Raw genomic sequence first — 22467 nt, forward strand, 5'->3', positions numbered from 1 at the left:
CGTTAGGGAAACGCCCGGTTACATTCCGAACCCGGAAGCTAAGCCTTTCAGCGCCGATGGTACTGCAGGGGGGACCCTGTGGGAGAGTAGGACACCGCCGAACAATCTTTCCAGACCCCTGGTCCTGGCCTACGTGCTGGGACCAGGGGTCTTTTGCATGCACTCACGCAGCGCGGTGTCCCCGTGAATACGGGAGACTTGTACTACAGCGTCACGATTCGAGGAGTCACGTCGATGTCCAACTCGCCTGAAGACCGGCCCGAGCGTCCCGAACGCCGGGACTCGCGCCCGAACGGCGGTGGCGACCGTGGGGGTTACCGCAGCGGCGGCCCGCGGCGGGACGGCGACCGCCCGAGCGGTGGTGGGTACCGCCGCGACGACCGCCGTGACGACCGTTCCCGTGACCGCGACGACCGCCCGCGCGGCCCGCGTCGCGACGGTGACCGTCCCGGTGGTGCCGGCGGTGGCTTCCGCAGGGACGACCGTCCGCGTTCGGACCGTCCGTACGGTGGCGGTGGCGGCGGTTTCCGCCGTGACGACCGGCGTGACGACCGCAGGGACGACCGTCCCCGTGACGACCGGCCCCGCTATGACCGCCCTCGTGACGACCGTCCCCGTGACGACCGTCCGCGGTTCGACGACCGGCGTGACGACCGCCCCCGTGGTCCCCGCCGTGACGGTGACCGTCCCGGTGGTGCCGGCGGTGGCTTCCGCAGGGACGACCGTCCGCGTTCGGACCGTCCGTACGGTGGCGGTGGCGGCGGTTTCCGCCGTGACGACCGCAGGGACGACCGTCCCCGTGACGACAGGCCCCGCTATGACCGCCCTCGCGACGACCGTCCCCGTGACGACCGTCCCCGGTTCGACGGCCGGCATGACGACCGCCCCCGCGGTCCCCGTCGTGACGGTGACCGTCCCGGTGGCGCCGGCGGTGGCTTCCGCAGGGACGACCGTCCCCGCTACGACCGTCCCCGTGACGACCGTCCGCGCTACGACGACCGGCGTGACGACCGTCCCCGCCACGACGGCCCGCGTGAGGACCGTCCGCGCTACGACCGCCCTCGTGACGACCGTCCCCGTGGCCCGCGCCGTGAGGACGACCGCGGCGGCTTCCGCCGTGACGACCGGCGGGACGACCGTCCGCGCTTCGACCGTGACCGCGACCGCGGCCGTGACGACCGTCCCCGCTTCGACGACCGGCGTGACGACCGCCCGCGCGGCCCGCGCCGGGACGGCGGCAGCGGCGACCGCGACCGGGGCTTCGGTGCCCGACGGCCGACCGTCGAGCGGCGCGGCCGGTTCGAGAACCGTGGCGGCGGCCGGGACGACCGGCGCGAGGACCGCGAGCCGGTACGCCGGCTGCCGATCCCGGACGAGGTCACCGGCAACGAGATCGACCCGAGCGTGCGCCAGGAGCTGATGAGCCTGCCGAAGACGCTCGCCGACGACGTCGCCCGCAACCTGGTCATGGTGGCCCAGTTGCTGGACGAGGAGCCCGAGCGGGCCTACGCGTACTCGCGGGTCGCGCTGCGGCTGGCGTCGCGCGTCGCGGCCGTACGGGAGGCGGCGGGCTTCGCGTCGTACGCCAGTGAGCGGTACGCCGAGGCGCTCGCCGAGTTCCGTGCCACGCGGCGGATGACCGGCACGGTCGACCTGTGGCCGGTCATGGCCGACTGCGAGCGCGGGCTCGGGCGTCCGGAGCGGGCACTGGAGATGGCCGGTGCGCCCGAGGTGCAGAAGCTCGACAAGGCCGGGCAGGTCGAGATGCGGCTCGTCGCCGCCGGTGCCCGGCAGGACATGGGGCAGGCGGAGGCGGCGGTCGTCACGCTCCAGAGCTCGGAGCTGGCGTCGCACGCGGTGCACCCGTGGACGGCGCGGCTGCGCTACGCGTACGCGGACGCGCTGCTTGCCGTCGGCCGGGAGAACGAGGCCCGCGACTGGTTCGCGAAGGCGGCGGAGGCCGACCACAACGGCACCACGGACGCCTCCGACCGGCTCGCGCAGCTCGACGGTGTCGAGTTCGTGGACGCCTTCGACGGCGCGGACGCCGACGAATCGGCCGAGTCGTCCGACACGGCGGAGGACGGTTTCGCGGACGCCGACGAGGCCGACGACACCGGCACGGCCGATGACGCGGTCAGCGACGAGGACGACGAGGACGAAGAGGACGAGGACGACGAGGCGCCCGCCGAGTCCCCCGCCTCCGCACCCGCTCCCGTCACGGACGCCGACGTCACGGACACCACCGACGCCACCGACGAGGACGAGCCGTCGTCCTTCCTGGACTCGCCCTTCCGCGCTCCGGCGCCGGGCAGCGACCGGGACTGACCGGCAGCGACAGCACCTCCGGAGGGAGGGGCGGCGGGCCACGGCCTGCCGCCCCTCCCTCCTCCGCTGCTCACCCCAGGTCCAGGCTCCGCATGACGAGCCCGCTCGCGGGTTTCGGGCCGAAGGACGTGGACTTGCGCGGCATCATCACGCCCTGCCGGGCCAGGTCCAGGACGACGCTCTCCCGTACCGGGTGCATGAGCACGGCGGTGCCCGCGTGGCGGAGGGCCTGCTGTACGGCGGCCTCCGCGGTGTGGAGGTAGCCGATGCGCTCGGGGGAGTCGGGGATCCGCCAGACGTGGTCGAGCAGCGCGGAGTGCAGCACGGTGGCGTCCAGTCGGCGCCAGGCCTCGGGTCGGTCGGCGGGCACCCAGCGGTCCAGCCGCGCGAGGTCCGGCCGGTCGAGCAGGTGGAAGCCCGTCTCGCCCGCCAGCAGGAAGGCGGTACGGTCCGCCGCGGCCTGCGCGAGGACGCCGAGCGCCGCGTCCAGGTCGTGCCCCGGCAGCGGGCGTACCCGGAAGTAGGGCCGGGCGGCATCCAGCGCCTGCGCCAACGGCAGTCGGTGCAGGACGCGGTGGATGGCGCGGACCCGCAGTGGATGGCGGGCGGTGTCGACGAGCAGCACGAGGCCGTAGTCCCACGCCGTGCCCGGCGGGTGGTCCGCCTGGAGCCTGCGGTACGTGGCCCAGCGGTGGTGGCCGTCGGCGATGAGGGCCTGGCGCAGGCCGAGGTCGGCGCGGATCACCGCGTGCTCGGCCGGATCGGTGAGCGCCCACAGGCGGTGCCGGACGCCGTCCTCGGTCGTCGTGGCGAGCAGCGGCTCACGCGCGCCCGCGGTCGCGTCGACGACGGACGCGGTCGCGTCGCCGTCGCGGTAGGCGAGCAGCAGGGGTTCCAGATTGGCGCCGGTGGCCCGCATGAGCGCGGCGCGGTCGGCGACCGGGCCCGGCATCACGTCCTCGTGCGGCAGCACCACGCCCGCCTCCGGCGGGGTCAGCCGCAGCGCGCCGATGACACCGCGTTGCAGGTGGTCGCCGTCGTGCTGCTCGTAGACGTACAGCGCGGGCAGCGGGTCCGCGGTGAGCACACCCGCCGTCCGCCAGGCGGCCAGCGTCCGGGCGGCCCGGCGGTGCTGCTCCGCGGGCGTCTCCGCGTCCGGCAGGATGAGGCGGACGACGTTGTACGGGTCGGCCGTCTCCAGATGCCGCTGCCCGTCCGGGCGGACGACCACGTCGTACGGCGGCGAAGTGACCGCGGCGAGGCTGCCGACACGTGCGGCGGCGTACCGCAGACCGCGGAAGGGGGCCAGGTCGAGGCCCCGCGCAGGAGGGGGACCGGGGTGGGGTCCGTCGTCGGGTCCGGGGTGGGTCATCAGCGCATGCTACGTCCGCGGCCGGCATGGGGGATGATCGTCGAGGTACACGACACGACACGACGGACGCGCGGCCGCGCACGGCCGGACGACGAGGAGCGAGCCCAGCCATGACTGACCGGACCAGTCCGAGCGGCAGCACCCAGCCGCTCGACACCGCGTACGACACGGCGCTGCTCGACCTCGACGGGGTCGTCTACAAGGGCGGCGACGCCATCGCGCACGCCGTCGAATCCCTCACCGCCGCCCGCAAGGACGGGATGCGGCTCGCCTACGTCACCAACAACGCCGCCCGCACACCCGCGACGGTCGCCGACCACCTCACGGACCTCGGCGTGCCCGCCGCCACCGAGGACGTCATCACCTCCGCCCAGGCCGTCGCCCGGCTCATCGCCGACGAGGTGCCCGCCGGCTCCAAGGTCCTCGCCGTCGGCGGCGAAGGACTCTTCGCCGCTCTGCGCGAACGCGGGCTGGAACCCGTCGAGTCCGCCGCGGATGACCCGGTCGCCGCCGTCCAGGGATACGGGCCCGAGCTGCGCTGGTCGCAGCTCGCGGAGATGGCGTACGCGGTCAACGCCGGGGTGCCGTGGTTCGCCTCCAACACCGACCTCACCATCCCCAGCGCCCGCGGGATCGCCCCCGGCAACGGCGCGGCCGTCGAAGTCGTCCGCATTGCCACCGGCAGCACCCCCCGCGTCGCCGGCAAACCACTGCCGCCCATGCACCGGGAGACGGTGATCAGGACGGGGGCGCGGCGGCCGCTCGTCGTCGGCGACCGGCTCGACACGGACATCGAGGGGGCGTACGCGGGGGGTGTCGACTCCCTGCTCGTCCTCACGGGCGTCACCACGGCTTCCGCTCTGCTCGCCGCGGAGCCGAGGCATCGTCCGACGTATGTCGCTCGTGACCTGCGGGGGCTGCTCGTGCCGCACCCCGAGGTCACGTGGTCCTCGGACCAGGCCTACTGCGGCGGCTGGACCGCCGCGGCCTCCCCCTCCGCCCTCTCCCTCACGGGCGAGGGCGACCCCCTCGACGGCCTCCGCGCGCTGTGCGCCGCCGCCTGGACCCACCCCGACCTCGACGCTTCCGCTGCGCTGGGCACGCTTCCCCTCTGAGAGCCCGCTCACGCCCTGCGGTGCGTTGCGCTCCGGGTTGCCTGTCGCGGTAGGCGTCGCGATCGTCCGCCGGTGGGGGCTGAGCGCGCAGTTCCCCGCGCCCCTAAAAACGGGTGCTCTCCCACGCAGCTGTGCCCCGGGCCCGGAAAAACGGGTGCTCTCCCACGCGGTTGTGCCCCGGGCCCCGGGAAAGCGGGTGCTCTCCCACGCGGCCTTGCCTCGGGCCCCGGAAAAACGGGTGCTGGCGCGCGCAGCCGCGCCCAAAAACGAGAACCCACCACCGGCAGGCAGCCGCTGAACCGGGCTGGAGGGGGACGGTGCGGGGTGCCCCCGCAGGAATGCGCTGGGAGGGGCTCAGCGGCTACGGGGGAGGGTGAAGGCGCATTCCGAGGAGGTGCCCCGTGGCGGCCCCCGACCCACCAGCGGCGGCGCCGCGCAAAGGGGCGCGAGGAACTGCGCGAGCAACCCCCCACCCACAGCAAGGTCGCGCGGCGAACCGCAACAACCACCCCCGCCGCGCCTACGCCGACTCCTCCAGCAGCGCGTCCTCCGTCGTGCCCGCACGCCAGTAACCCGTGAACGTCACGTCCGCGCGCGGGAAGGCGCGCGGGCCCACGAGGTGTCGGCGGAGTTCGCGGACGAGGGAGGACTCGCCGGCGAGCCAGGCGTACGGGCGTCCGGCGGGGAGCGCCGAGGCCGCGACGGCCTCGGCCACCGACGCGGGCCGGGTCAGCCAGCTGATCTCGGCCTCACACTTCGTCGGCAGCTCGACGCGATCGGCCGGATCGCCCACCGAGATCCACGCCTTGACCGGCGTCCCCGCCGGAAGCCATTCCAGGATCCCGGCGACAGCCGGCACCGCGGTCTCGTCCGCGCACAGCAGGATCCAGTCCGTCCCCTCCGGCGGCCGGAAGTCGACCCCGCCGTTGTCGGTGACGACGGGCGCGAGGAGCGTGAGCCGGTCGCCGGGTGCCGCTGCGGCGGCCCACCGGGAGGCGGGTCCGAGGTCGCCGTGGAGGGCGAAGTCGATGTCCAGCTCGTCGGGTTCGCGCCGTACGTCGCGGACGGTGTACGTGCGCATGATGCCGCGTACGCCGGGGTCGAGGGCGCGCCACCGCGCGTACCAGCCGGTGTCGAGGACATCGGGGAGGACGGGCGCGTCCTGCCCGGCCTGCGGCAGGAAGAGCTTGAGCCGCTGGTCGCGCCCGCCGCTGACGATGTCGCCGAGCCCGGCGTCCGCGCTGAGCCCGGCGTCCGCGCTGAGCCGGGCGTCCGCGCCGAGCCGAGCGTCCGGGCCCCGCCCGGACGCGCCGAGCACGACCCGCCGCAGCGACCGCGAGAGCGGATACGTGCGCAGCACCTGCGCGTCGAAGAAGCGGTACGTGGGCTGGGGTTCGGCCATGGCGTCAGCTCACCTTCTTCGCGCCGGTGACCGCCTTGGTCAGGGCTTCCAGCTGGTCGGCGCACTTCGCGTAGGAGAAGATCGGCTCGCTGGGCCAGGGGAAGATCTGCCCGGCCTTGACGGCGGGCATCTGCTGCCAGGTGGGGCGGCCGGTGAGGTCCTTGGGCTGGAGGGTCGCGGAGCGGCTGTCGAGCATGAGGATGTCGGCCTTGTACTTGTCGGCGTTCTCCCAGCTGAGCGTCTCGAAGAAGCCGCCCTCGACCTTGTTCGGGACGATGAAGTTCACTCCGAGGCTCTTGTAGTAGGTCAGGTCGGCCGCCGAGGAGGGCGTGGAGACGTAGAAGGAGTCGGCGCTCGCCGAGCACGCCATGACGGTGATGCCGCCGGCGGCCTTCGCGGCGGCGCGCAGGTTCGCCGAGGCGGTCTCGAAGCGGGTCTTGGCGGCGGCGTTGGCGGCGGAGCCGAGGTCCGCGCCGAGGGCGGCGGCGAGTTCGGCGTAGCGCTGGAGCGGGGTGGTGAGGGGGACCCCGGTGACGTTGATCCCGACGCTGGGCGCGAGGGCGAGGATCTTGGCGCTGCTCTGCTCGGGCACGTACCAGAGGGTCTTGCCGTCGTAGGTGTGGCTGACGAGCAGGCCGGGGCTGAGGGCGGCGTACTTCTCGATGTTGAACTCGCCCCAGACGTTGCCGATGACGGTGACCTTCGTGACGTCGAGGTCGCCGGCCTGCGGGTCGGGGGAGCCGTCCTTGAGGGTGGTGGGGCCGAAGACGCCGGTGCACTCGACGCCGTAGTCGTGCAGGGCGGCGGCGGAACCGACGTACGCCACCAGGTTCGCCGGGACCTTGCCGAGGGAGACGGCCTTCTTGCGGTCGTCGGTGAAGCGGAAGGGTCCCGACGCCTTGGCGTCACCGCCGGCGCCCGCCGACGACGTACCGGAACCGGAGCCCGAGCCGGAGCCGGAATCGGCGCCGGAGCCGGATCCGCCGCAGGCGGCCAGCAGCGCACCGGCGCCCAGCGCGCCACCGGCGGCGAGCACACCCCGGCGGGACATTCCGGACATGCGGGAGGGAGTACGGGACGAGGTCATGGGAAGGTGCCGCTCTGCTCGGGATACGTTAGCGAGGTTAGGCTAACCTAAGCCACGTGTTGGTTGACCAGGACTCCCCGCCACGCGCCCCCGCCGCCCCCGGCACCGGCGCCACCGCCCGATCCGGGGCCGCCCGCGGCGCCGGGCTGCTCGCGGCCCTCGTGCTGCTGCTCGCCGTGACGGCGGCGAGCATCGCGATCGGTGCCAAGGACATCCCGCTCGACCAGGTCTGGCACGGGCTCTTCCACTACGCCGGCACCGACGACGACGTGGTCGTCCGCAAACTCCGGCTGCCGCGTACGGTGCTGGGCCTGATGGTCGGCGCGGCCCTCGGCCTGGCGGGGGCCGCGATGCAGGCCCTCACCCGCAACCCGCTCGCCGACCCCGGTCTGCTCGGCGTCAACGCGGGCGCCGCCGCGGCGGTCGTCACCGGCATCAGCTTCTTCGGCATCACCTCGCCGAGCGCGTACGTGTGGTGCGCGCTCGTCGGCGCCGCCGCCGTGTCCGTGCTGGTCTACGCGATCGGCGGCAGCCGCTCCGCGACCCCGGTACGGCTCGCGCTCGCCGGAACGGCGGTGACCGCGTTGCTCCAGGGCTGGAGCAACGCGGTGCAGCTCACCGACAGCGTCGCCCTGGACCGCATGCGCTTCTGGCAGGTCGGCTCGCTGGCCTCCGCCGACATGGCGACCGTCCGGCGCATCGCGCCCTTCCTCGTCGTCGGCGCGGTGCTGGCCTTCGCCTCCGCCCGCCCGCTCAACGCCATCGCGCTCGGCGACGACACCGCGCGGGCCCTCGGCGCCCGGCTCACCGGCACCAGGATCGCCGTGATGGCGGCGATCACCCTGCTGTGCGGGGCGGCCACCGCCGCCTGCGGGCCCATCGTCTTCATCGGCCTGATGGTCCCGCACATGGTGCGCGGCATCACCGGCCCCGACATGCGCTGGACCCTGCCCTACGCGGCCGTCCTGTCGCCCGTGCTGCTGCTGGGCTCCGACGTGCTGGGACGACTGCTCGTCCGCCCGGCCGAACTCCAGGTGGGCATCGTCACCGCGGTCGTCGGCGGACCCGTCTTCATCGCCCTGGTCCGGCGCCACCGGACGGCGGAGCTGTGAGCCGCGCGCGGACCGGGGGCCGTACCCCCGGCGATGCCCGCGCGTGGCGCGGCAGCGTGCTGCGCACCCCACGCGGCGGACTGTCGCTGCGCCTCGACCGGCGCGCCGCCCTGGCCGGTACGGGCCTGCTGGTCGTCGCACTCGCCGCCGCCGTCGTGCTGGTCGGCACCGGCGACTTCGCCATCGCGCCCGCCGACGTCCTGCGCACCCTGGCCGGACACGGCACCGCGGGACAGGACTTCATCGTCCGTCAGCTGCGGCTGCCGCGCGTCCTGGTGGCGCTGCTGGTGGGCGCCGCGCTCGGGATGGCGGGCGCCGCCTTCCAGAGCGTGTCGCGCAACCCGCTGGGCAGCCCCGACGTCATCGGCTTCGGCCAGGGCTCGGCGGCCGGTGCGCTGCTGGTCATCGTGGTCGCGCACGGCTCCTCGCTGGAGGTCTCCGCGGGCGCGATCGCCGGCGGCCTGCTCACCGGCCTCGCCGTCTACGCGCTCGCCTGGCAGCGCGGGGTGCACGGCTACCGGCTGGTCCTCGTCGGCATCGGCGGCTCCGCGATCCTCGCCGCCGTCAACAGCTACCTGCTGGTCAAGGCCAACTTCGTGGACGTCGCCCGCGCCGTCATCTGGATCAGCGGCTCCCTGGACGGGCGCGACTGGGAGCAGGTGTGGCCGCTGCTGGGCTGCTGCGCCGTCCTGATGCCGCTGCTGCTCGCGCAGGGACCGGCGCTGCGGATCACCGAGATGGGCGACGACGCGGCCCGCGCGCTGGGTGTGCGGGTCGAGCGGGTACGGCTGACCGCCGTGCTCAGCGCGGTGCTGCTGACCGCCGCCGCGACCGCCGCCGCCGGGCCCATCGCCTTCGTCGCGCTCACCGCGCCCCAGCTCGCCCGGCGGCTCACCCGCACCCCCGGCGTCAGCCTGCTGCCGTCCGCGCTCATGGGCGCCGCGCTGCTGGTGCTCGCCGACCTCGCGGCGCAGCGCGCGTTCGGCTCCGGGCAGGTGCCGGTGGGCGTCGCCACCGGGGTACTCGGCGGCGGGTACCTGCTGTGGCTGCTCGTCGAGGAGCGCCGGGCGGGCCGGATATGACCCGCTCCGACCACCGCCGGCCGCACCGCGCGCCGCGCGCACGGGCCGCGGCCGTACACCCGCCGCATCGCCCGCCGCGCGCACGGACCGCCGCCGTACACCCGCCGCACCCCGCGGCGCACGCACCGACCGCCGCCGAACACCGCCGTACCACCGCCACGGGAGCAGCAGTATGACCAGTCGCCATGCCGACACATCGACGGATGGCGGCGTGACGCCGCGGCTGCGGGCCGACGCGGTGACGCTCCGGTACGACCGGCGGGTCATCACCGAGGGGCTCAGTGTCGACATACCCGACCACTCGTTCACCGTGGTGGTCGGTCCCAACGCGTGCGGCAAGTCGACATTGCTGCGCGCGCTCGCCCGGCTGCTCAAGCCCGCCGAGGGCAGGGTGCTGCTGGACGGCCGGGCGATCGGCGGCCTGCCCGCCAAGTCCGTGGCCCGCGCCCTCGGGCTGCTGCCGCAGACCTCCGTGGCGCCCGACGGCATCACCGTCGCCTCGCTCGTGGCCCGCGGCCGCTACCCGCACCAGGGCCTGCTGCGGCAGTGGTCGGCCGAGGACGAGCGGATCGTCGCGGAGTCCATGGCCGCCACCGGCGTCGGCGCGCTCGCCGAACGCCGGGTGGACGAGCTGTCCGGCGGCCAGCGGCAGCGGGTGTGGATCGCGATGGCCCTGGCGCAGGAGACACCGCTGCTGCTGCTCGACGAGCCCACCACGTACCTCGACATCCAGCACCAGATCGACGTCCTCGACCTGTGCGCACGGCTGCACGAGGAGGGCGGGCGCACCCTCGTCGCCGTGCTGCACGACCTCAACCAGGCCGCCCGCTACGCCACCCACCTGATCGCGATGCGCGACGGGCGGATCGAGGCGCAGGGGCCGCCCGCCGAGATCATCACCGCCGAGCTGGTCGAGCGCGTCTTCGGGGTGCCCTGCCGGATCATCGAGGACCCGGAGAGCGGCACCCCGCTGGTGATCCCCGCGGCCCGCCGCCGTACGGGCACGGCCGCGGCCCCCGCCGCCGTCACAGCAGGGAGCGCAGCCGCAGCACGTCCCGCAGCGAAGCCTGCACCCTGATCCGGCCGCTGCCCCACGCCTTGGCGAAGCTCAGCTCGCCGCCGACCATCGCGACCAGGTCGTCCCCGGTCGTCGTCAGCCGGATCTGCGCCTTGTCCGCCGGGACGCCCGGCACGGCGGTCACACCGGTGATCGTGCCGCCCGCGAGCCGTCCGGTGAAGGTCGTGTCCAGGTCGGTGATCCGGCAGCTCAGCGAGCGGTCCAGGGCGGCGGCCGAGCGGACGTCGCCCTCGGCCCGCGCCATGTTCCGCGCCAGCTGGTCGAGTGCGGCCCGGCACTCCTCGAGGGTGGCCATCGGCGCGGTGTCTCCCGGTCGGGGTTACGTCGCCACGACCGTACCGCAGGGCACCGTCGGCGGGCCGACGCGGCCCGAGGCGGTAGCGTCTTGACCACGGGTGCCCGCACGAGGGCCCCGGCCGGACGATGTGTCAACGGGCGAGGCGAGGAGTGAGAGCGATGCGGGACGCGCTGCGTACCTGTCTGCAGATCGCGGGCGGCCTGACCGAGGCCACCCGCCGCCGTGCGGTCGACGCGGCCAGGGACATGCTGGACCAGACCGGCATCGACGTGGACGCCGTGCAGCGGCGGATCAACTCCGCCATCCCGGCGGAGGTGCAGACCCTCGCCGACGAGCTGATGGCCGCCGGGCGCGCCAACCGCGACCTGCTGCTCGGCATCGTCCGCGAGGAGGTCGACAAGACGATGAGCCGGGTCGGCCGGCTCGCCGACGAGGTCACGAAGGTCGGCGTCGTGCTGGAGACGCTGGAGCGCCGGATCCGCAACCTGGAGTCGGACACCGCGCAGGAGGAGCCCGGCCGCGCGCCCGCCGCCCGGCCCGAGCCCGCCCCCGCGCCCACGGTGGAGCACGTGCCCGTCGCGACCGAGCCGCCCGCGCCGGGCAAGAAGACGGAACCGGCGGCGAAGAAGGCCGCCGCCCCCGCGAAGAAGGCCGCGCCCGCGGCCCGCAAGACCGCCGCCGCCAAGCGGGCCACCACGGCCAAGTCGGCCGCCGCCCACCAGACGACGGCCGCCACGAAGACCGCGGCGAAGAAGACCGCGGCGCGGGCCTCCGCCGCCGCGGGCCGCAAGGTCGCCGCCACCCCGAAGACGACGGCGAACCCGCGCCGTACGACCGCGGCCGGCGCGCAGGAGACCGCCGCCCCGGCTTCCGGTGGCGCCGCGCCCGCGAAGAAGGCACCGGCGAAGAAGCAGGCCGCGAAGAAGTCCGCCGCCCCGGCCTCCGGCGGCCCGGCGCCCGCGAAGAAGGCCGCGGCCAAGAAGACCGTGGCGAAGAAGGCTCCCGCGGCGAAGAAGGCGGCGACCCCGGCCTCCGCGAAGACGCCTCCCGCCGCGGACTTCTCCGGCGCCACGCCCGCCAACCAGCCCGCGGCCGACCGGCCCGCGGCCAAGAAGACGGCGGCGAAGAAGACCGCGGCGAAGAAGGCGGCGGCCGGGAAGCCCGCCGCCGACACGCCCGCCCCCGCGGCGAAGAAGACCGCCCCCGCCAAGAAGTCCGCGCCCTCCGCCGGATCCGGCGATGAGTGAGCCCGCCGCCGAGCCGGGCCCGTCCGCGGGGCGGGCCGGTCAGGGCGAGTCGGTCGCGGATCTGCCGCTCGGTGTGCCGGGGCAGGGCGCCGAGCCGGGCGCGTACGCCGGGCGGGGCGGTCACGGCGAGCCCCCGGCGGATCTGCCGGTCGGTGTGCCGGGGCAGGGCGTCGAGCCGGGCGCGTACGCCGGGCGCGGCGGTCACGGCGAGCCGCCCGCCGACCTGCCCGGGGCCGTACCCGAGCAGCGGGCCGCCGACGAGGACGGGGCGGCGGCCCACGAGGACGCCCCCGCGCGGCCCGAGCCGCTGGGCGTGGCCGTCCCGCCGACCGGCAACGCCGACGTGGACGCGGCCCTCGCGCGGCTCGCCGACGCCGACGAACTCCCCACGCACTCCCACATCGAGGTGTACGAGGATGTGCACCACGGGCTGCGCGACGCGCTCGCAGCGCTGGACGAGAACAGGAGCTGAACCGTACGTGGCAGTGGCACGACGCCGCCTGGACGCCGAGCTGGTGCGGCGCAAACTCGCGCGCTCGCGTGAGCACGCCAGCCAGCTGATCGCCGCGGGCCGGGTGACGGTGGGCGGCGCCACCGCGACCAAGCCCGCCACGCAGGTGGAGACCTCGGCCGCGCTGGTGGTCGCCGAGAACGCGGACGACCCGGAGTACGTCTCGCGTGGCGGCCACAAGCTGGCCGGGGCGCTCACCGCCTTCCAGCCCCGCGGGCTGGCCGTCACGGGCCGCCGGGCGCTGGACGCGGGCGCGTCCACCGGCGGCTTCACCGACGTCCTGCTGCGGGCCGGTGCCCGGCAGGTCGTCGCCGTCGACGTCGGCTACGGGCAGCTCGCGTGGTCGTTGCAGAGCGATCCGCGGGTGGTGGTGAAGGACCGCACGAACGTACGGGAACTGACGCTCGACCACATCGACGGCAAAGGCGTCGACCTGGTCGTCGGCGACCTGTCGTTCATCCCGCTCGGCCTGGTGCTGCCCGCCCTGGTGCGCTGCGCCGCGCCCGGCGCCGACCTGGTGCTGATGGTCAAGCCGCAGTTCGAGGTGGGCCGCGAGCGGCTGGGCAGCGGGGGAGTGGTGCGCAGCCCGCATCTTCGCGCCGAGACGGTGCGTACGGTCGCCGGGCAGGCGGCCGCACTCGGGCTGGGGGTGCTCGGCGTCACAGCAAGTCCTTTGCCAGGGCCCTCGGGCAACGTGGAGTATTTCCTGTGGCTGCGCGCCGGTGCGCCCGCGCTGGACCCGGCCGATGTCGACCGTGCCGTGGCGGAGGGGCCGAACCCGTGACCATCATGAGCGAGACACAGAACCGAACCGTCTTCCTGCTGACCCACACCGGCAGAGCGGCCGCGATCCGCAGCGCCGAACGGGTCGTGCAGGCCCTGCTGCGCTGCGGCATCGGCGTGCGGCTGCTCGCCGACGAGGCCGTGGACCTGCCGCTGCCCGAGGCGGTGGAGCTGGTCGCGGAGGCGGGGCCGGAGGCCGTCGAGGGCTGCGAGCTGATCGTCGTCCTGGGCGGCGACGGGACGCTGCTGCGCGGCGCCGAGTTCTCCCGCGCCTCGGGGGTGCCGCTGCTCGGCGTCAACCTCGGACGGGTGGGCTTCCTCGCCGAGGCCGAGCGGGACGACCTGGACAAGGTCGTGGACCGCGTCGTCACCCGCGACTACGAGGTCGAGGAGCGTATGACCCTCGACGTGCTCGTGCGCAACGACGGGTCGGTCGTCCACACCGACTGGGCGCTCAACGAGGCGTCGGTGGAGAAGGCCTCCCGCGAGCGGCTGCTGGAGGTCGTCACCGAGGTCGACGGCCGCCCCGTCTCCCGCTTCGGCGGCGACGGCGTGGTCTGCGCGACCCCGACCGGCTCCACCGCCTACGCCTTCTCGGCCGGCGGGCCCGTGGTGTGGCCCGAGGTCGAGGCGCTGCTCATGGTGCCGATCAGCGCGCACGCGCTCTTCGCCAAGCCGCTCGTCACCTCCCCGCGGTCGGTGCTGGCCGTCGAGGTGCAGCCCGAGACGCCCAACGGCGTGCTGTGGTGCGACGGGCGGCGCACCGTCGAACTGCCTGCCGGGGCCCGCGTCGAGGTCCGCCGCGGCGCCGTGCCGGTGCGGCTCGCGCGGCTGCACCACGCGTCCTTCACCGACCGGCTGGTGGCCAAGTTCGCGCTGCCCGTCGCGGGCTGGCGCGGCGCCCCGTCGTAACCGGCGGGGAGCCCGCTGCCCGGCGGGCGTCGCGCCGGGCACGGAAAACCTCGTATGGTCGTATCCGTGTTGGAGGAAATGCGGATCCGGTCGCTGGGTGTCATCGAGGACGCCGTGGTGGAACTCTCACCCGGCTTCACCGCGGTGACCGGCGAGACCGGTGCGGGCAAGACCATGGTCGTCACGAGCCTCGGCCTGCTGCTCGGCGGGCGCGCCGACCCCGCCCTCGTGCGGATCGGCGCGGGCTCGGCGGTCGTCGAGGGCCGCGTGACGATGGCGCCGGGCGACCGCGCCGCCGTACGCGCCGCCGAGGCCGGGGCGGAACTCGACGACGGCGCGCTGCTCATCAGCCGGACGGTGTCCGCGGAAGGGCGCTCGCGCGCCCACCTCGGCGGGCGCAGCGTCCCCGTGGGGCTGCTCGGCGACCTCGCCGACGACCTCGTGGCCGTCCACGGCCAGACCGACCAGCAGGGCCTGCTGCGGCCCGCGCGGCAGCGCGAGGCCCTCGACCGCTACGCCGGGGCCGCGCTCGGCGCGGCCCTGGAGAAGTACGGGGCCGCCTACCGGCGGCTGCGGGAGGTCGCCGCGGAGCTGACCGAACTCACCACCCGGGCCAGGGAACGCGCCCAGGAGGCCGACCTGCTGCGGTTCGGCGTCGAGGAGATCTCCGCCGCCGAACCCCAGCCCGGCGAGGACGCCGAACTCGCCGCCGAGGCCGAGCGGCTCGGGCACGCCGAGGCGCTCGCCTCCGCCGCGACGCTCGCGCACGCCGCGCTCGCCGGTAACCCCGAGGACCCCGAGAGCGTCGAGGCCGGCAGCCTCGTCGCGGGCGCCCAGCGCGCGCTCGACGCCGTCGCCGCGTACGACCCGGCCCTCGCCGGGCTCGCCGGACGGCTCGGCGAACTGGGCATCCTGCTCGCCGACGTCGCCGGTGAACTCGCCGGATACGCCGACAACCTGGACGCCGACCCGCTGCGGCTCGCCGCCGTCGAGGAGCGCCGGGCCGTCCTCGCCCACCTCGTCCGCAAGTACGGCACCGACATCGACGACGTCCTCGCGTGGGCCGGGCAGAGCGCCGCCCGGCTCGCCGAACTCGACGGCGACGACGACCGCATCGCCGAGCTGACCGCCGAGCGCGACGCCCTGCGGGCCGAACTCGGCGGACTCGGCCAGCACCTCACCGACCTGCGCACCGAGGCCGCCGAGCGGTTCGCCACCGACGTCACCGCCGAACTGGCCTCGCTGGCCATGCCGCACGCCCGCGTCAGCTTCGCCATCCGGCAGAACGACATGCCCGCCGGTGAGGAGGAGTCCGGCATCGAGATCGACGGCCGCGCCGTCGGCTACGGCCCCAGCGGCGCGGACGAGGTCGAGCTGCTGCTCGCCCCGCACCCCGGCAGCCCCGCGCGGCCCATCGCCAAGGGCGCGTCCGGCGGTGAGCTGTCCCGCGTCATGCTCGCCGTCGAGGTCGTCTTCGCCGGGTCCGACCCCGTCCCGACGTACCTCTTCGACGAGGTCGACGCGGGGGTCGGCGGGGCCGCCGCGGTCGAGGTCGGCCGCCGCCTCGCGCGGCTCGCGCGGACGGCCCAGGTCGTGGTCGTCACCCACCTTCCGCAGGTGGCCGCGTTCGCCGACCGCCAACTGCTGGTCGAGAAGACGAACGACGGCTCCGTCACACGGTCGGGCGTCACCGCGCTCGACGGCGAGGCCCGCGTCCGTGAGCTGTCCCGCATGCTCGCGGGCCAGTCCGATTCCGAACTGGCCCGAGCCCACGCCGAAGAACTCCTGGCCGCCGCCCGCGCCTCCCTCTGACCTTCCCCCGGCGGGAGCTGTTGCCCCGCCGGGCGGGCGCTTGCCGCTGCCGCGCGGGGCAACCCCAGGGGCGCGTGCCAGGCGCAGCCCGCGCGGCGGCAACCGGCGTCACCCGTACGGGTGGTTCGGGGGGTGGGGGTCCGTGGGGAAAGGGGCCCGCGCAAGGGCCCGCTCTTGCGGGGGCTGGCATGCTGGAGGGCGTCGTCCTCATCTCAAGGAGCGGTAGGCCGCGTGACTCGCACCTCGGAGCCCTTCGCCGGGCAACTGCACGCCGTGCATGTGCTGGGCACGGCGGCGGGGGCAGGCGCCGGCGCGCATGTCAGCTCGCTCGTGGGCGGGCTGGTCGCGCGCGGGGTGGAGGTCACGGTGTGCGGGCCGGCGGGCGCGGAGGCGGACTACGGGTTCGGCGCGACCGGCGCCCGTTTTGTGCCCGTCGACATGGGCGTGCGCCGGGCGCGCGCCGATGCGCCCGTGGTCGGGGCGCTGCGCGCCGCCTTCCACGGTGCGGGCGTGGTGCACGCGCACGGCCTGTGGGCGGGCTTCCTCGCCGCGCTCGCGCTCGGCGGGCGGCGCGTCCCGCTGGTGGTGACGTGGCACGGCGGCGCCCCCGCGGAGGGCGGTCGCGGAGTGGTGCTGCGCTGGCTGGAGCGCCGGGCGCTGCGGACGGCGACGGTCGTGCTCGGCGTGTCCTCGGAGCTGGTGGACCGCGCCCGCGCGCTCGGCGCGAAGGACGCGCGCTTCGCGCCCGCCGCGGTGCCGCGTCCGCCGGGCAGGCCGCCGCGGCCCCCGGAGGAGGGGGAGCGGCTGCGGCAGAAGACCCGCGCCGACCACGGCGCCGTGGACCGCCCACTGCTGCTCTCCGTCGGCATGCTGGAGCCGCAGCAGGGTCACGACCTGCTGCTGGACGCGGCCGGGCTGTGGGCGGGGCAGGATCCGGCGCCGCTCGTGGCGATCGCCGGTGAGGGCGGCCGGCGCGCGGAGCTGGAGCGGCGGATCGAGGCCGAGCGGCTGCCGGTCGTGCTGCTCGGGGCCCGCGACGACGTTCCCGACCTGCTGGCCGCCGCCGATCTCGTGGTGCTGCCCAGCCGCTGGGAGGCCCGCCCGCTGATGGCGCAGGAGGCGCTGCACGCCGGGGTGCCGCTGGTGGCTACGGATGTCGGCGGGGTGCGCGAGCTGGTCGGCGACGCGGCCGTCCTGGTGCCGTACGGGGATCCGCTGGGCCTGGCCCGCGCGGTCGCCGACCTGATGGCGGACCCGGCGCGCCGTACCGCCCTGTCGGTGGCGGGCCGCGCGCAGGCGGCGACCTGGCCCTCCGAGGACGACACGGTGGCCCAGGTGCTCAGCGTCTACGACGAGCTGACCCAGCGGGTGTGAACCCACCGGGCCCTCCGACCGTGCCCGGCCCCTTCCGTAACCGGTTCCGCACCGCGCGTAGAGGCGGTGCGGCCGCGTTCAGGCGCGGAAGGCGCCGACCGCGGTGAGCCGCAGCGCGGTGTCGATGAGCGGCACGTGGCTGAAGGCCTGCGGGAAGTTGCCGACCTGGCGCTGGCGGCGCGGGTCCCACTCCTCGGCGAGCAGCCCGAGGTCGTTGCGCAGCGACAGCAGCTTCTCGAACAGCCGCCGCGCCTCCTCGACCCGGCCGATCATCGCGAGGTCGTCCGCGAGCCAGAAGGAGCACGCGAGGAAGGCGCCCTCGTCGCCGGGCAGGCCGTCGAGGTTGTCGTCACCGCTGGTGTCGGTGCTGGAGGTGGGGTAGCGCAGCACGAAGCCGTCCTCGGTGGACAGCTCGCGCTGGATCGCCTCGATCGTGCCGATGACCCGCTTGTCGTCCGGCGGCAGGAAGCCCATCTGCGGGATGAGCAGCAGCGACGCGTCCAGCTCCTTGGAGCCGTAGGACTGCGTGAAGGTGTTGCGCTCCTTGTCGTACCCCTTCTCGCACACGTCGTAGTGGATCTCGTCGCGCAGGTCCTTGAGCCGCTCCAGCGGCCCGTCGACCTCGCCGGACTCGATGAGCTTGACCGTGCGGTCGACGGCGACCCACGCCATGACCTTGGAGTGCACGAAGTGCCGGCGCGGGCCGCGCACCTCCCAGATGCCCTCGTCGGGCTCGTTCCAGTGCTTCTCCAGGTAGCGGATGAGCTTGAGCTGGAGCACGCTGGCGTAGTCGTTGCGGGCCAGGCCCGTCATGTGGCCCAGGTGCAGCGCCTCGGTGACCTCGCCGTAGACGTCCAGCTGGAGCTGGTGGGCGGCGCCGTTGCCGATCCGGACGGGGGTGGAGCCCTCGTAGCCGGGCAGCCAGTGCAGCTCGTTCTCGCCCAGCTCGCGCTCGCCCGCGATGCCGTACATGATCTGCAGGTTCTCCGGGTCGCCGGCGACCGCGCGCAGCAGCCACTCGCGCCAGGCCTGCGCCTCCTCGCGGTAGCCGGTGCGCAGCAGCGAGGACAGGGTGATCGCGGCGTCCCGCAGCCAGGTGAAGCGGTAGTCCCAGTTGCGGACCCCGCCGATGTCCTCCGGCAACGATGTCGTCGGGGCGGCCACGATCCCGCCGGTGGGGCCGTACGTGAGCGCCTTGAGCGTGATGAGCGACCGGACCACCGCCTCGCGGTAGGGCCCGGTGTACGTACACTGCGCGACCCACTCGCGCCAGAAGTCCTCGGTCGCGGTGAGCGAGCCCTCGGGGTCCGGCAGCGCCGGCTGCGGCTTGTGCGAGGCCTCCCAGCTGATGCTGAAGGCGATCCGGTCGCCGGGGCCGACGGAGAACTCCGAGTACGTCGTCAGGTCCTTGCCGTAGGTGTCGACCTCGGCGTCGTACCAGACGGAGTCGGGTCCGGCCACCGCCACCGTGCGGTCGCCGACCTTGTGCACCCACGGCACCACCTGGCCGTAGGCGAAGCGCATGCGCAGCGCCGAGACCATCGGGACACGGCCGCTGACGCCCTCCACGATCCGGATCACCTGTGGCGCGCCGTCGCGCGGCGGCATGAAGTCGATCACCCGGACCGTGCCGCGCGGGGTGTCCCACTCGGACTCCAGTACGAGCGAGTCGCCGCGGTAGCGGCGGCGTGTCGCGGCCGGCGGCGGGGTGCCGTGGTGGGCGGGGCCGAGCCGCCAGAAGCCGTGCTCGTCGGTGCCCAGCAATCCGGCGAAGACGGCCGGTGAGTCGAAGCGCGGCAGGCACAGCCAGTCGACCGTGCCGTCATGGCAGACCAGTGCGGCGGTCTGCATGTCTCCGATGAGTGCGTAATCCTCGATACGCCCGGCCACGTGCTTCTCCAGTCGAAACGACACCGCCGCCCCACGGACTGGGGGCGGTCTTGCGGTCTGGGGATATTCGACGAGCTCGTGATCCGGGAGCGGGCGGGGATGATGCCGTGTGCCGGCCGGCTCGCACAGGTGCGTCCGTGCAGAATACGTCGTCGCGGGGTGCCGGTGTGCGTCTCTTGCGATCTTCGATGGGCCGCACGGGTGCACTGCGGGGCGCACTCCGGCATATGCGCAGGCGAACGGCCACATGGCCGGGGTGTGGCGGTTGTGTGGCCGAGGTGTGCCGGTGGTCCGGCCGGACCCCGGCGGTGGTCTGGCCGGGGGGCAACGGTGGTCCGGTGCCGTCGTATACGGTTCGGGCGCCCTTCCGGCGGGGCAACGGTGGCCCGTACGGGGGCCGACCCGATGCCGTGTTCGAGGGGCAACGGTGACCCGACGGGGTGCCGCGCACCGTCGCTGCCCTGCACCGCTGATACCCTGGTAGCCCGTGGGCCGGTGGGCTGAACCACTGAACCGCCCGACGGCGCTCCGCGAGCGAGCACCGTCCCGACCTCACCTCGCGACCACGGGAGCCCCCTTTGGCTATTGCGCCGAAATCCACGATGACCAAGCACATCTTCGTCACCGGCGGTGTGGCCTCCTCGCTCGGCAAGGGGCTCACGGCGTCGAGTCTCGGCGCACTGCTGAAGGCGCGGGGCCTGCGGGTCACGATGCAGAAGCTCGACCCGTACCTGAACGTCGACCCCGGCACCATGAACCCGTTCCAGCACGGTGAGGTCTTCGTCACCGACGACGGCGCCGAGACCGACCTCGACATCGGCCACTACGAGCGCTTCCTCGACGTCAACCTCGCCGGCTCGGCCAACGTCACGACCGGCCAGGTCTACTCCACGGTGATCGCCAAGGAGCGGCGCGGCGAGTACCTCGGCGACACCGTCCAGGTCATCCCGCACATCACCAACGAGATCAAGTCCCGCATCCGGCGGATGGCCACCGACGACGTCGACGTGGTCATCACCGAGGTCGGCGGCACCGTCGGCGATATCGAGTCGCTGCCCTTCCTGGAGTCCGTGCGCCAGGTCCGGCACGAGGTCGGCCGCGACAACGTCTTCGTCGTGCACATCTCGCTGCTGCCCTACATCGGCCCGTCCGGCGAACTGAAGACCAAGCCCACCCAGCACTCGGTGGCCGCGCTGCGCAACATCGGCATCCAGCCCGACGCGATCGTGCTGCGCGCCGACCGCGAGGTGCCGACCGCGATCAAGCGCAAGGTCTCGCTGATGTGCGACGTCGACGAGGACGCGGTGGTGGCCGCGATCGACGCGCCCTCCATCTACGACATCCCCAAGGTCCTGCACACCGAGGGCCTGGACGCGTACGTCGTGCGCCGCCTCGACCTGCCCTTCCGCGACGTCGACTGGACGCAGTGGGACGACCTGCTGCGCCGCGTCCACGAGCCCGCGCACGAGGTCACCGTCGCGCTCGTCGGCAAGTACATCGACCTGCCCGACGCCTACCTGTCGGTCACCGAGGCGCTGCGGGCCGGCGGCTTCGCCAACAACGCCAAGGTCCACATCAAGTGGGTGCTGTCCGACACCTGCAAGAGCCCGGCGGGCGCCGCCGAGCAGCTCCGGGACGTCGACGCCATCTGCGTACCCGGCGGCTTCGGCGAGCGCGGCATCGAGGGCAAGGTCGCCGCGATCACCTACGCCCGGGAGAACCGCATCCCGCTGCTCGGCCTGTGCCTGGGCCTGCAGTGCGTCGTCATCGAGGCGGCCCGCAACCTCGTCGGCATCGCCGAGGCCAACTCCACCGAGTTCGACCCCGCCACCGCCCACCCGGTGATCTCCACCATGGCCGAACAGCTCGACATCGTCGGCGGCAAGGGCGACCTCGGCGGCACCATGCGCCTGGGCACCTACCCCGCCAAGCTCGCCGAGGGCTCCATCGTCCGCGAGGTCTACGGCGACCAGCCGTACGTCGAGGAACGCCACCGGCACCGCTACGAGGTCAACAACGCCTACCGCGCCGACCTGGAGAAGACCGCCGGTATCGTCTTCTCCGGCACCTCCCCGGACAACAAGCTCGTCGAGTACGTCGAGTACCCGCGCGACGTCCACCCCTACCTCGTGGCGACGCAGGCGCACCCCGAGCTGAAGTCCCGCCCGACCCGGCCGCACCCGCTCTTCGCGGGCCTGGTCAAGGCGGCCGTCGCCCGCAAGTCCGGCTGACCGAGCACATTTCCCTTCCCGGAAGGCGCAGCATGCTCAAGGACACCCCGGAGGAATGGCGGGTCACGGCCACCGCCACGCCCTTCACCGGCAAGAAGACCAGCGTCCGCAGCGACCAGGTCGTCATGCCGGACGGCAGCACGGCGACCCGCGACTACCAGGTCCACCCCGGCTCGGTGGCCGTCCTCGCCCTCGACGACGACGACCGGGTGCTGGTGCTGCGCCAGTACCGGCACCCGGTGCGCCACCGCCTCTGGGAGATCCCGGCCGGCCTGCTCGACATCCCCGGCGAGAACCCGCTCCACGCGGCGCAGCGCGAGCTGTACGAGGAGGCGCACGTCAAGGCGGAGGAGTGGCACGTGCTCGCCGACGTCTACACGACGCCGGGCGGCTGCGACGAGGCCGTGCGCATCTTCCTCGCGCGAGGCGTCTCCGAGGCGGAGGGGGAGCGCTTCGCGGTCTCGGAGGAGGAGGCCGACATGGAGCTCGCCCGCGTCCCGCTGGCGGAACTCCTCGCCGGCGTGCTCGCGGGGGACCTCCACAACAACTGCCTCGTGGTGGGTGTCCTCGCCGCGCAGGCTGCGCTCGCCTCCGGCGGTTCCGCCGCACTCCGCCCCGCCGACTCCCCCTGGCCGGCCCGCCCCTTCGACTCCTGAGCCCCCGCCTGCGCCGCCGGGCACCCGTTTTTGGGACGCGGCTGGGCCGCAGGGCACCCGTTTTCAGGGGCGCGGGGAACTGCGCGCTCAGCCCCCACCGGGGCGCGGGTCGTCACCGACCCGAAGGGGCAGTTCGGTCCGATCCGGACCACCGGCCGGTGGGGGCGGGCCGCGCAG

General features: G+C 74.4%; 19 protein-coding genes and 1 rRNA gene. 14 read left to right on the forward strand and 6 right to left on the reverse strand.

What is annotated here, in order from left to right; translation table 11 throughout:
* Positions 1-103: ribosomal RNA gene (rrf, locus tag ACWERV_RS34505) — 5S ribosomal RNA — on the forward strand; the annotation flags it as partial.
* Between the two features lie 26 nt (positions 104-129).
* On the opposite strand, the gene ACWERV_RS34510 is transcribed toward rrf, so the two are convergent.
* The gene (locus ACWERV_RS34510) at positions 130-1023 is read right to left on the reverse strand and encodes a hypothetical protein (protein WP_452940648.1); all 894 of its coding nucleotides are present in this window, start codon (positions 1021-1023) and stop codon (positions 130-132) included.
* Between the two features lie 381 nt (positions 1024-1404).
* Here ACWERV_RS34510 and ACWERV_RS34515 point away from each other — a divergent pair, with 381 nt between their 5' ends.
* The gene (locus tag ACWERV_RS34515; protein ID WP_452940650.1) at positions 1405-2328 is read left to right on the forward strand and encodes a hypothetical protein; all 924 of its coding nucleotides are present in this window, start codon (positions 1405-1407) and stop codon (positions 2326-2328) included.
* 70 nt (positions 2329-2398) lie between these two features.
* On the opposite strand, the gene ACWERV_RS34520 is transcribed toward ACWERV_RS34515, so the two are convergent.
* Positions 2399-3700 carry a DUF1015 domain-containing protein gene (locus tag ACWERV_RS34520; protein WP_452940652.1) on the reverse strand — a complete coding sequence of 434 codons (1302 nt, stop codon included), beginning with the start codon at positions 3698-3700 and terminating at the stop codon, positions 2399-2401.
* 110 nt (positions 3701-3810) lie between these two features.
* Here ACWERV_RS34520 and ACWERV_RS34525 point away from each other — a divergent pair, with 110 nt between their 5' ends.
* The gene (locus ACWERV_RS34525) at positions 3811-4815 is read left to right on the forward strand and encodes an HAD-IIA family hydrolase (RefSeq protein ID WP_452940654.1); all 1005 of its coding nucleotides are present in this window, start codon (positions 3811-3813) and stop codon (positions 4813-4815) included.
* Positions 4816-5335: 520 nt separating this feature from the next.
* Here ACWERV_RS34525 and ACWERV_RS34530 read toward each other — a convergent pair.
* Both ACWERV_RS34530 and ACWERV_RS34535 read right to left on the reverse strand, forming a co-directional pair.
* On the reverse strand, positions 5336-6217 hold the full coding sequence (locus ACWERV_RS34530) for a siderophore-interacting protein (RefSeq protein ID WP_452940656.1): 882 nt from the start codon (positions 6215-6217) through the stop codon (positions 5336-5338).
* Between the two features lie 4 nt (positions 6218-6221).
* Positions 6222-7277, reverse strand: coding sequence for an ABC transporter substrate-binding protein (locus tag ACWERV_RS34535; protein ID WP_452940658.1), 1056 nt, complete (start codon positions 7275-7277; stop codon positions 6222-6224).
* A gap of 83 nt (positions 7278-7360) precedes the next feature.
* Here ACWERV_RS34535 and ACWERV_RS34540 point away from each other — a divergent pair, with 83 nt between their 5' ends.
* The 3 genes from ACWERV_RS34540 to ACWERV_RS34550 all read left to right on the forward strand — a co-directional run bounded on the left by ACWERV_RS34540 (position 7361) and on the right by ACWERV_RS34550 (position 10576).
* A complete protein-coding gene (locus tag ACWERV_RS34540) occupies positions 7361-8416 on the forward strand; it encodes a FecCD family ABC transporter permease (protein WP_452940660.1) in 1056 nt (351 codons plus the stop codon).
* A gap of 56 nt (positions 8417-8472) precedes the next feature.
* Positions 8473-9498, forward strand: a complete 1026-nt coding sequence (locus tag ACWERV_RS34545; RefSeq protein WP_452940662.1) for a FecCD family ABC transporter permease — start codon at positions 8473-8475, stop codon at positions 9496-9498.
* A 172-nt stretch (positions 9499-9670) separates the two neighbouring features.
* On the forward strand, positions 9671-10576 hold the full coding sequence (locus ACWERV_RS34550; protein WP_452940664.1) for an ABC transporter ATP-binding protein: 906 nt from the start codon (positions 9671-9673) through the stop codon (positions 10574-10576).
* Here the strand turns inward: ACWERV_RS34550 and ACWERV_RS34555 are convergent.
* Complete coding sequence (locus tag ACWERV_RS34555; protein ID WP_398188666.1) at positions 10524-10871, reverse strand: sterol-binding protein; 348 nt, start codon at positions 10869-10871, stop codon at positions 10524-10526. The genes ACWERV_RS34550 and ACWERV_RS34555 overlap by 53 nt on opposite strands.
* A gap of 161 nt (positions 10872-11032) precedes the next feature.
* On the opposite strand from ACWERV_RS34555, the gene ACWERV_RS34560 reads away from it, so the two are divergent.
* From ACWERV_RS34560 to ACWERV_RS34585, 6 genes are all read left to right on the forward strand, one after another.
* Positions 11033-12121, forward strand: a complete 1089-nt coding sequence (locus tag ACWERV_RS34560; protein WP_452940666.1) for a histone — start codon at positions 11033-11035, stop codon at positions 12119-12121.
* Positions 12114-12593: a hypothetical protein gene (locus ACWERV_RS34565; RefSeq protein ID WP_452940668.1), complete on the forward strand. Its 480-nt coding sequence runs from the start codon at positions 12114-12116 to the stop codon at positions 12591-12593. Before ACWERV_RS34560 ends, ACWERV_RS34565 begins: the two co-directional genes overlap by 8 nt.
* A gap of 13 nt (positions 12594-12606) precedes the next feature.
* On the forward strand, positions 12607-13416 hold the full coding sequence (locus ACWERV_RS34570) for a TlyA family RNA methyltransferase (RefSeq protein ID WP_452940677.1): 810 nt from the start codon (positions 12607-12609) through the stop codon (positions 13414-13416).
* Between the two features lie 5 nt (positions 13417-13421).
* The gene (locus ACWERV_RS34575) at positions 13422-14327 is read left to right on the forward strand and encodes an NAD kinase (RefSeq protein WP_398188674.1); all 906 of its coding nucleotides are present in this window, start codon (positions 13422-13424) and stop codon (positions 14325-14327) included.
* Positions 14328-14381: 54 nt separating this feature from the next.
* Positions 14382-16139, forward strand: a complete 1758-nt coding sequence (gene recN / locus ACWERV_RS34580) for a DNA repair protein RecN (protein WP_452940670.1) — start codon at positions 14382-14384, stop codon at positions 16137-16139.
* A gap of 231 nt (positions 16140-16370) precedes the next feature.
* Complete coding sequence (locus tag ACWERV_RS34585) at positions 16371-17513, forward strand: glycosyltransferase family 4 protein (RefSeq protein WP_452940672.1); 1143 nt, start codon at positions 16371-16373, stop codon at positions 17511-17513.
* 78 nt (positions 17514-17591) lie between these two features.
* Here ACWERV_RS34585 and ACWERV_RS34590 read toward each other — a convergent pair whose 3' ends face one another.
* Entirely contained in the window at positions 17592-19403 is a 1812-nt protein-coding gene (locus ACWERV_RS34590; protein ID WP_452940674.1) for a glycoside hydrolase family 15 protein, read from the reverse strand.
* 602 nt (positions 19404-20005) lie between these two features.
* On the opposite strand from ACWERV_RS34590, the gene ACWERV_RS34595 reads away from it, so the two are divergent.
* Positions 20006-21634, forward strand: coding sequence for a CTP synthase (locus ACWERV_RS34595; RefSeq protein ID WP_398188685.1), 1629 nt, complete (start codon positions 20006-20008; stop codon positions 21632-21634).
* A 32-nt stretch (positions 21635-21666) separates the two neighbouring features.
* Complete coding sequence (locus ACWERV_RS34600) at positions 21667-22290, forward strand: NUDIX domain-containing protein (protein WP_452940675.1); 624 nt, start codon at positions 21667-21669, stop codon at positions 22288-22290.
* Positions 22291-22467: the final 177 nt, after the last annotated feature.

It is taken from the genome of Streptomyces sp. NPDC004031 (assembly GCF_053604375.1).

What these genes read in the sequence shown, in the direction of transcription:
- ACWERV_RS34550 (WP_452940664.1), top strand. Translation starts at nt 9,671, where the DNA reads ATGACCAGTCGCCATGCCGACACATCGACGGATGGCGGCGTGACGCCG.
- ACWERV_RS34530 (WP_452940656.1), bottom strand. Translation starts at nt 6,217, where the DNA reads ATGGCCGAACCCCAGCCCACGTACCGCTTCTTCGACGCGCAGGTGCTG.
- ACWERV_RS34560 (WP_452940666.1), top strand. Translation starts at nt 11,033, where the DNA reads ATGCGGGACGCGCTGCGTACCTGTCTGCAGATCGCGGGCGGCCTGACC.
- ACWERV_RS34595 (WP_398188685.1), top strand. Translation starts at nt 20,006, where the DNA reads ATGACCAAGCACATCTTCGTCACCGGCGGTGTGGCCTCCTCGCTCGGC.
- recN (WP_452940670.1), top strand. Translation starts at nt 14,382, where the DNA reads ATGGTCGTATCCGTGTTGGAGGAAATGCGGATCCGGTCGCTGGGTGTC.
- ACWERV_RS34565 (WP_452940668.1), top strand. Translation starts at nt 12,114, where the DNA reads ATGAGTGAGCCCGCCGCCGAGCCGGGCCCGTCCGCGGGGCGGGCCGGT.
- ACWERV_RS34600 (WP_452940675.1), top strand. Translation starts at nt 21,667, where the DNA reads ATGCTCAAGGACACCCCGGAGGAATGGCGGGTCACGGCCACCGCCACG.
- ACWERV_RS34535 (WP_452940658.1), bottom strand. Translation starts at nt 7,277, where the DNA reads ATGTCCGGAATGTCCCGCCGGGGTGTGCTCGCCGCCGGTGGCGCGCTG.
- ACWERV_RS34575 (WP_398188674.1), top strand. Translation starts at nt 13,422, where the DNA reads ATGAGCGAGACACAGAACCGAACCGTCTTCCTGCTGACCCACACCGGC.
- ACWERV_RS34525 (WP_452940654.1), top strand. Translation starts at nt 3,811, where the DNA reads ATGACTGACCGGACCAGTCCGAGCGGCAGCACCCAGCCGCTCGACACC.
- ACWERV_RS34555 (WP_398188666.1), bottom strand. Translation starts at nt 10,871, where the DNA reads ATGGCCACCCTCGAGGAGTGCCGGGCCGCACTCGACCAGCTGGCGCGG.
- ACWERV_RS34520 (WP_452940652.1), bottom strand. Translation starts at nt 3,700, where the DNA reads ATGACCCACCCCGGACCCGACGACGGACCCCACCCCGGTCCCCCTCCT.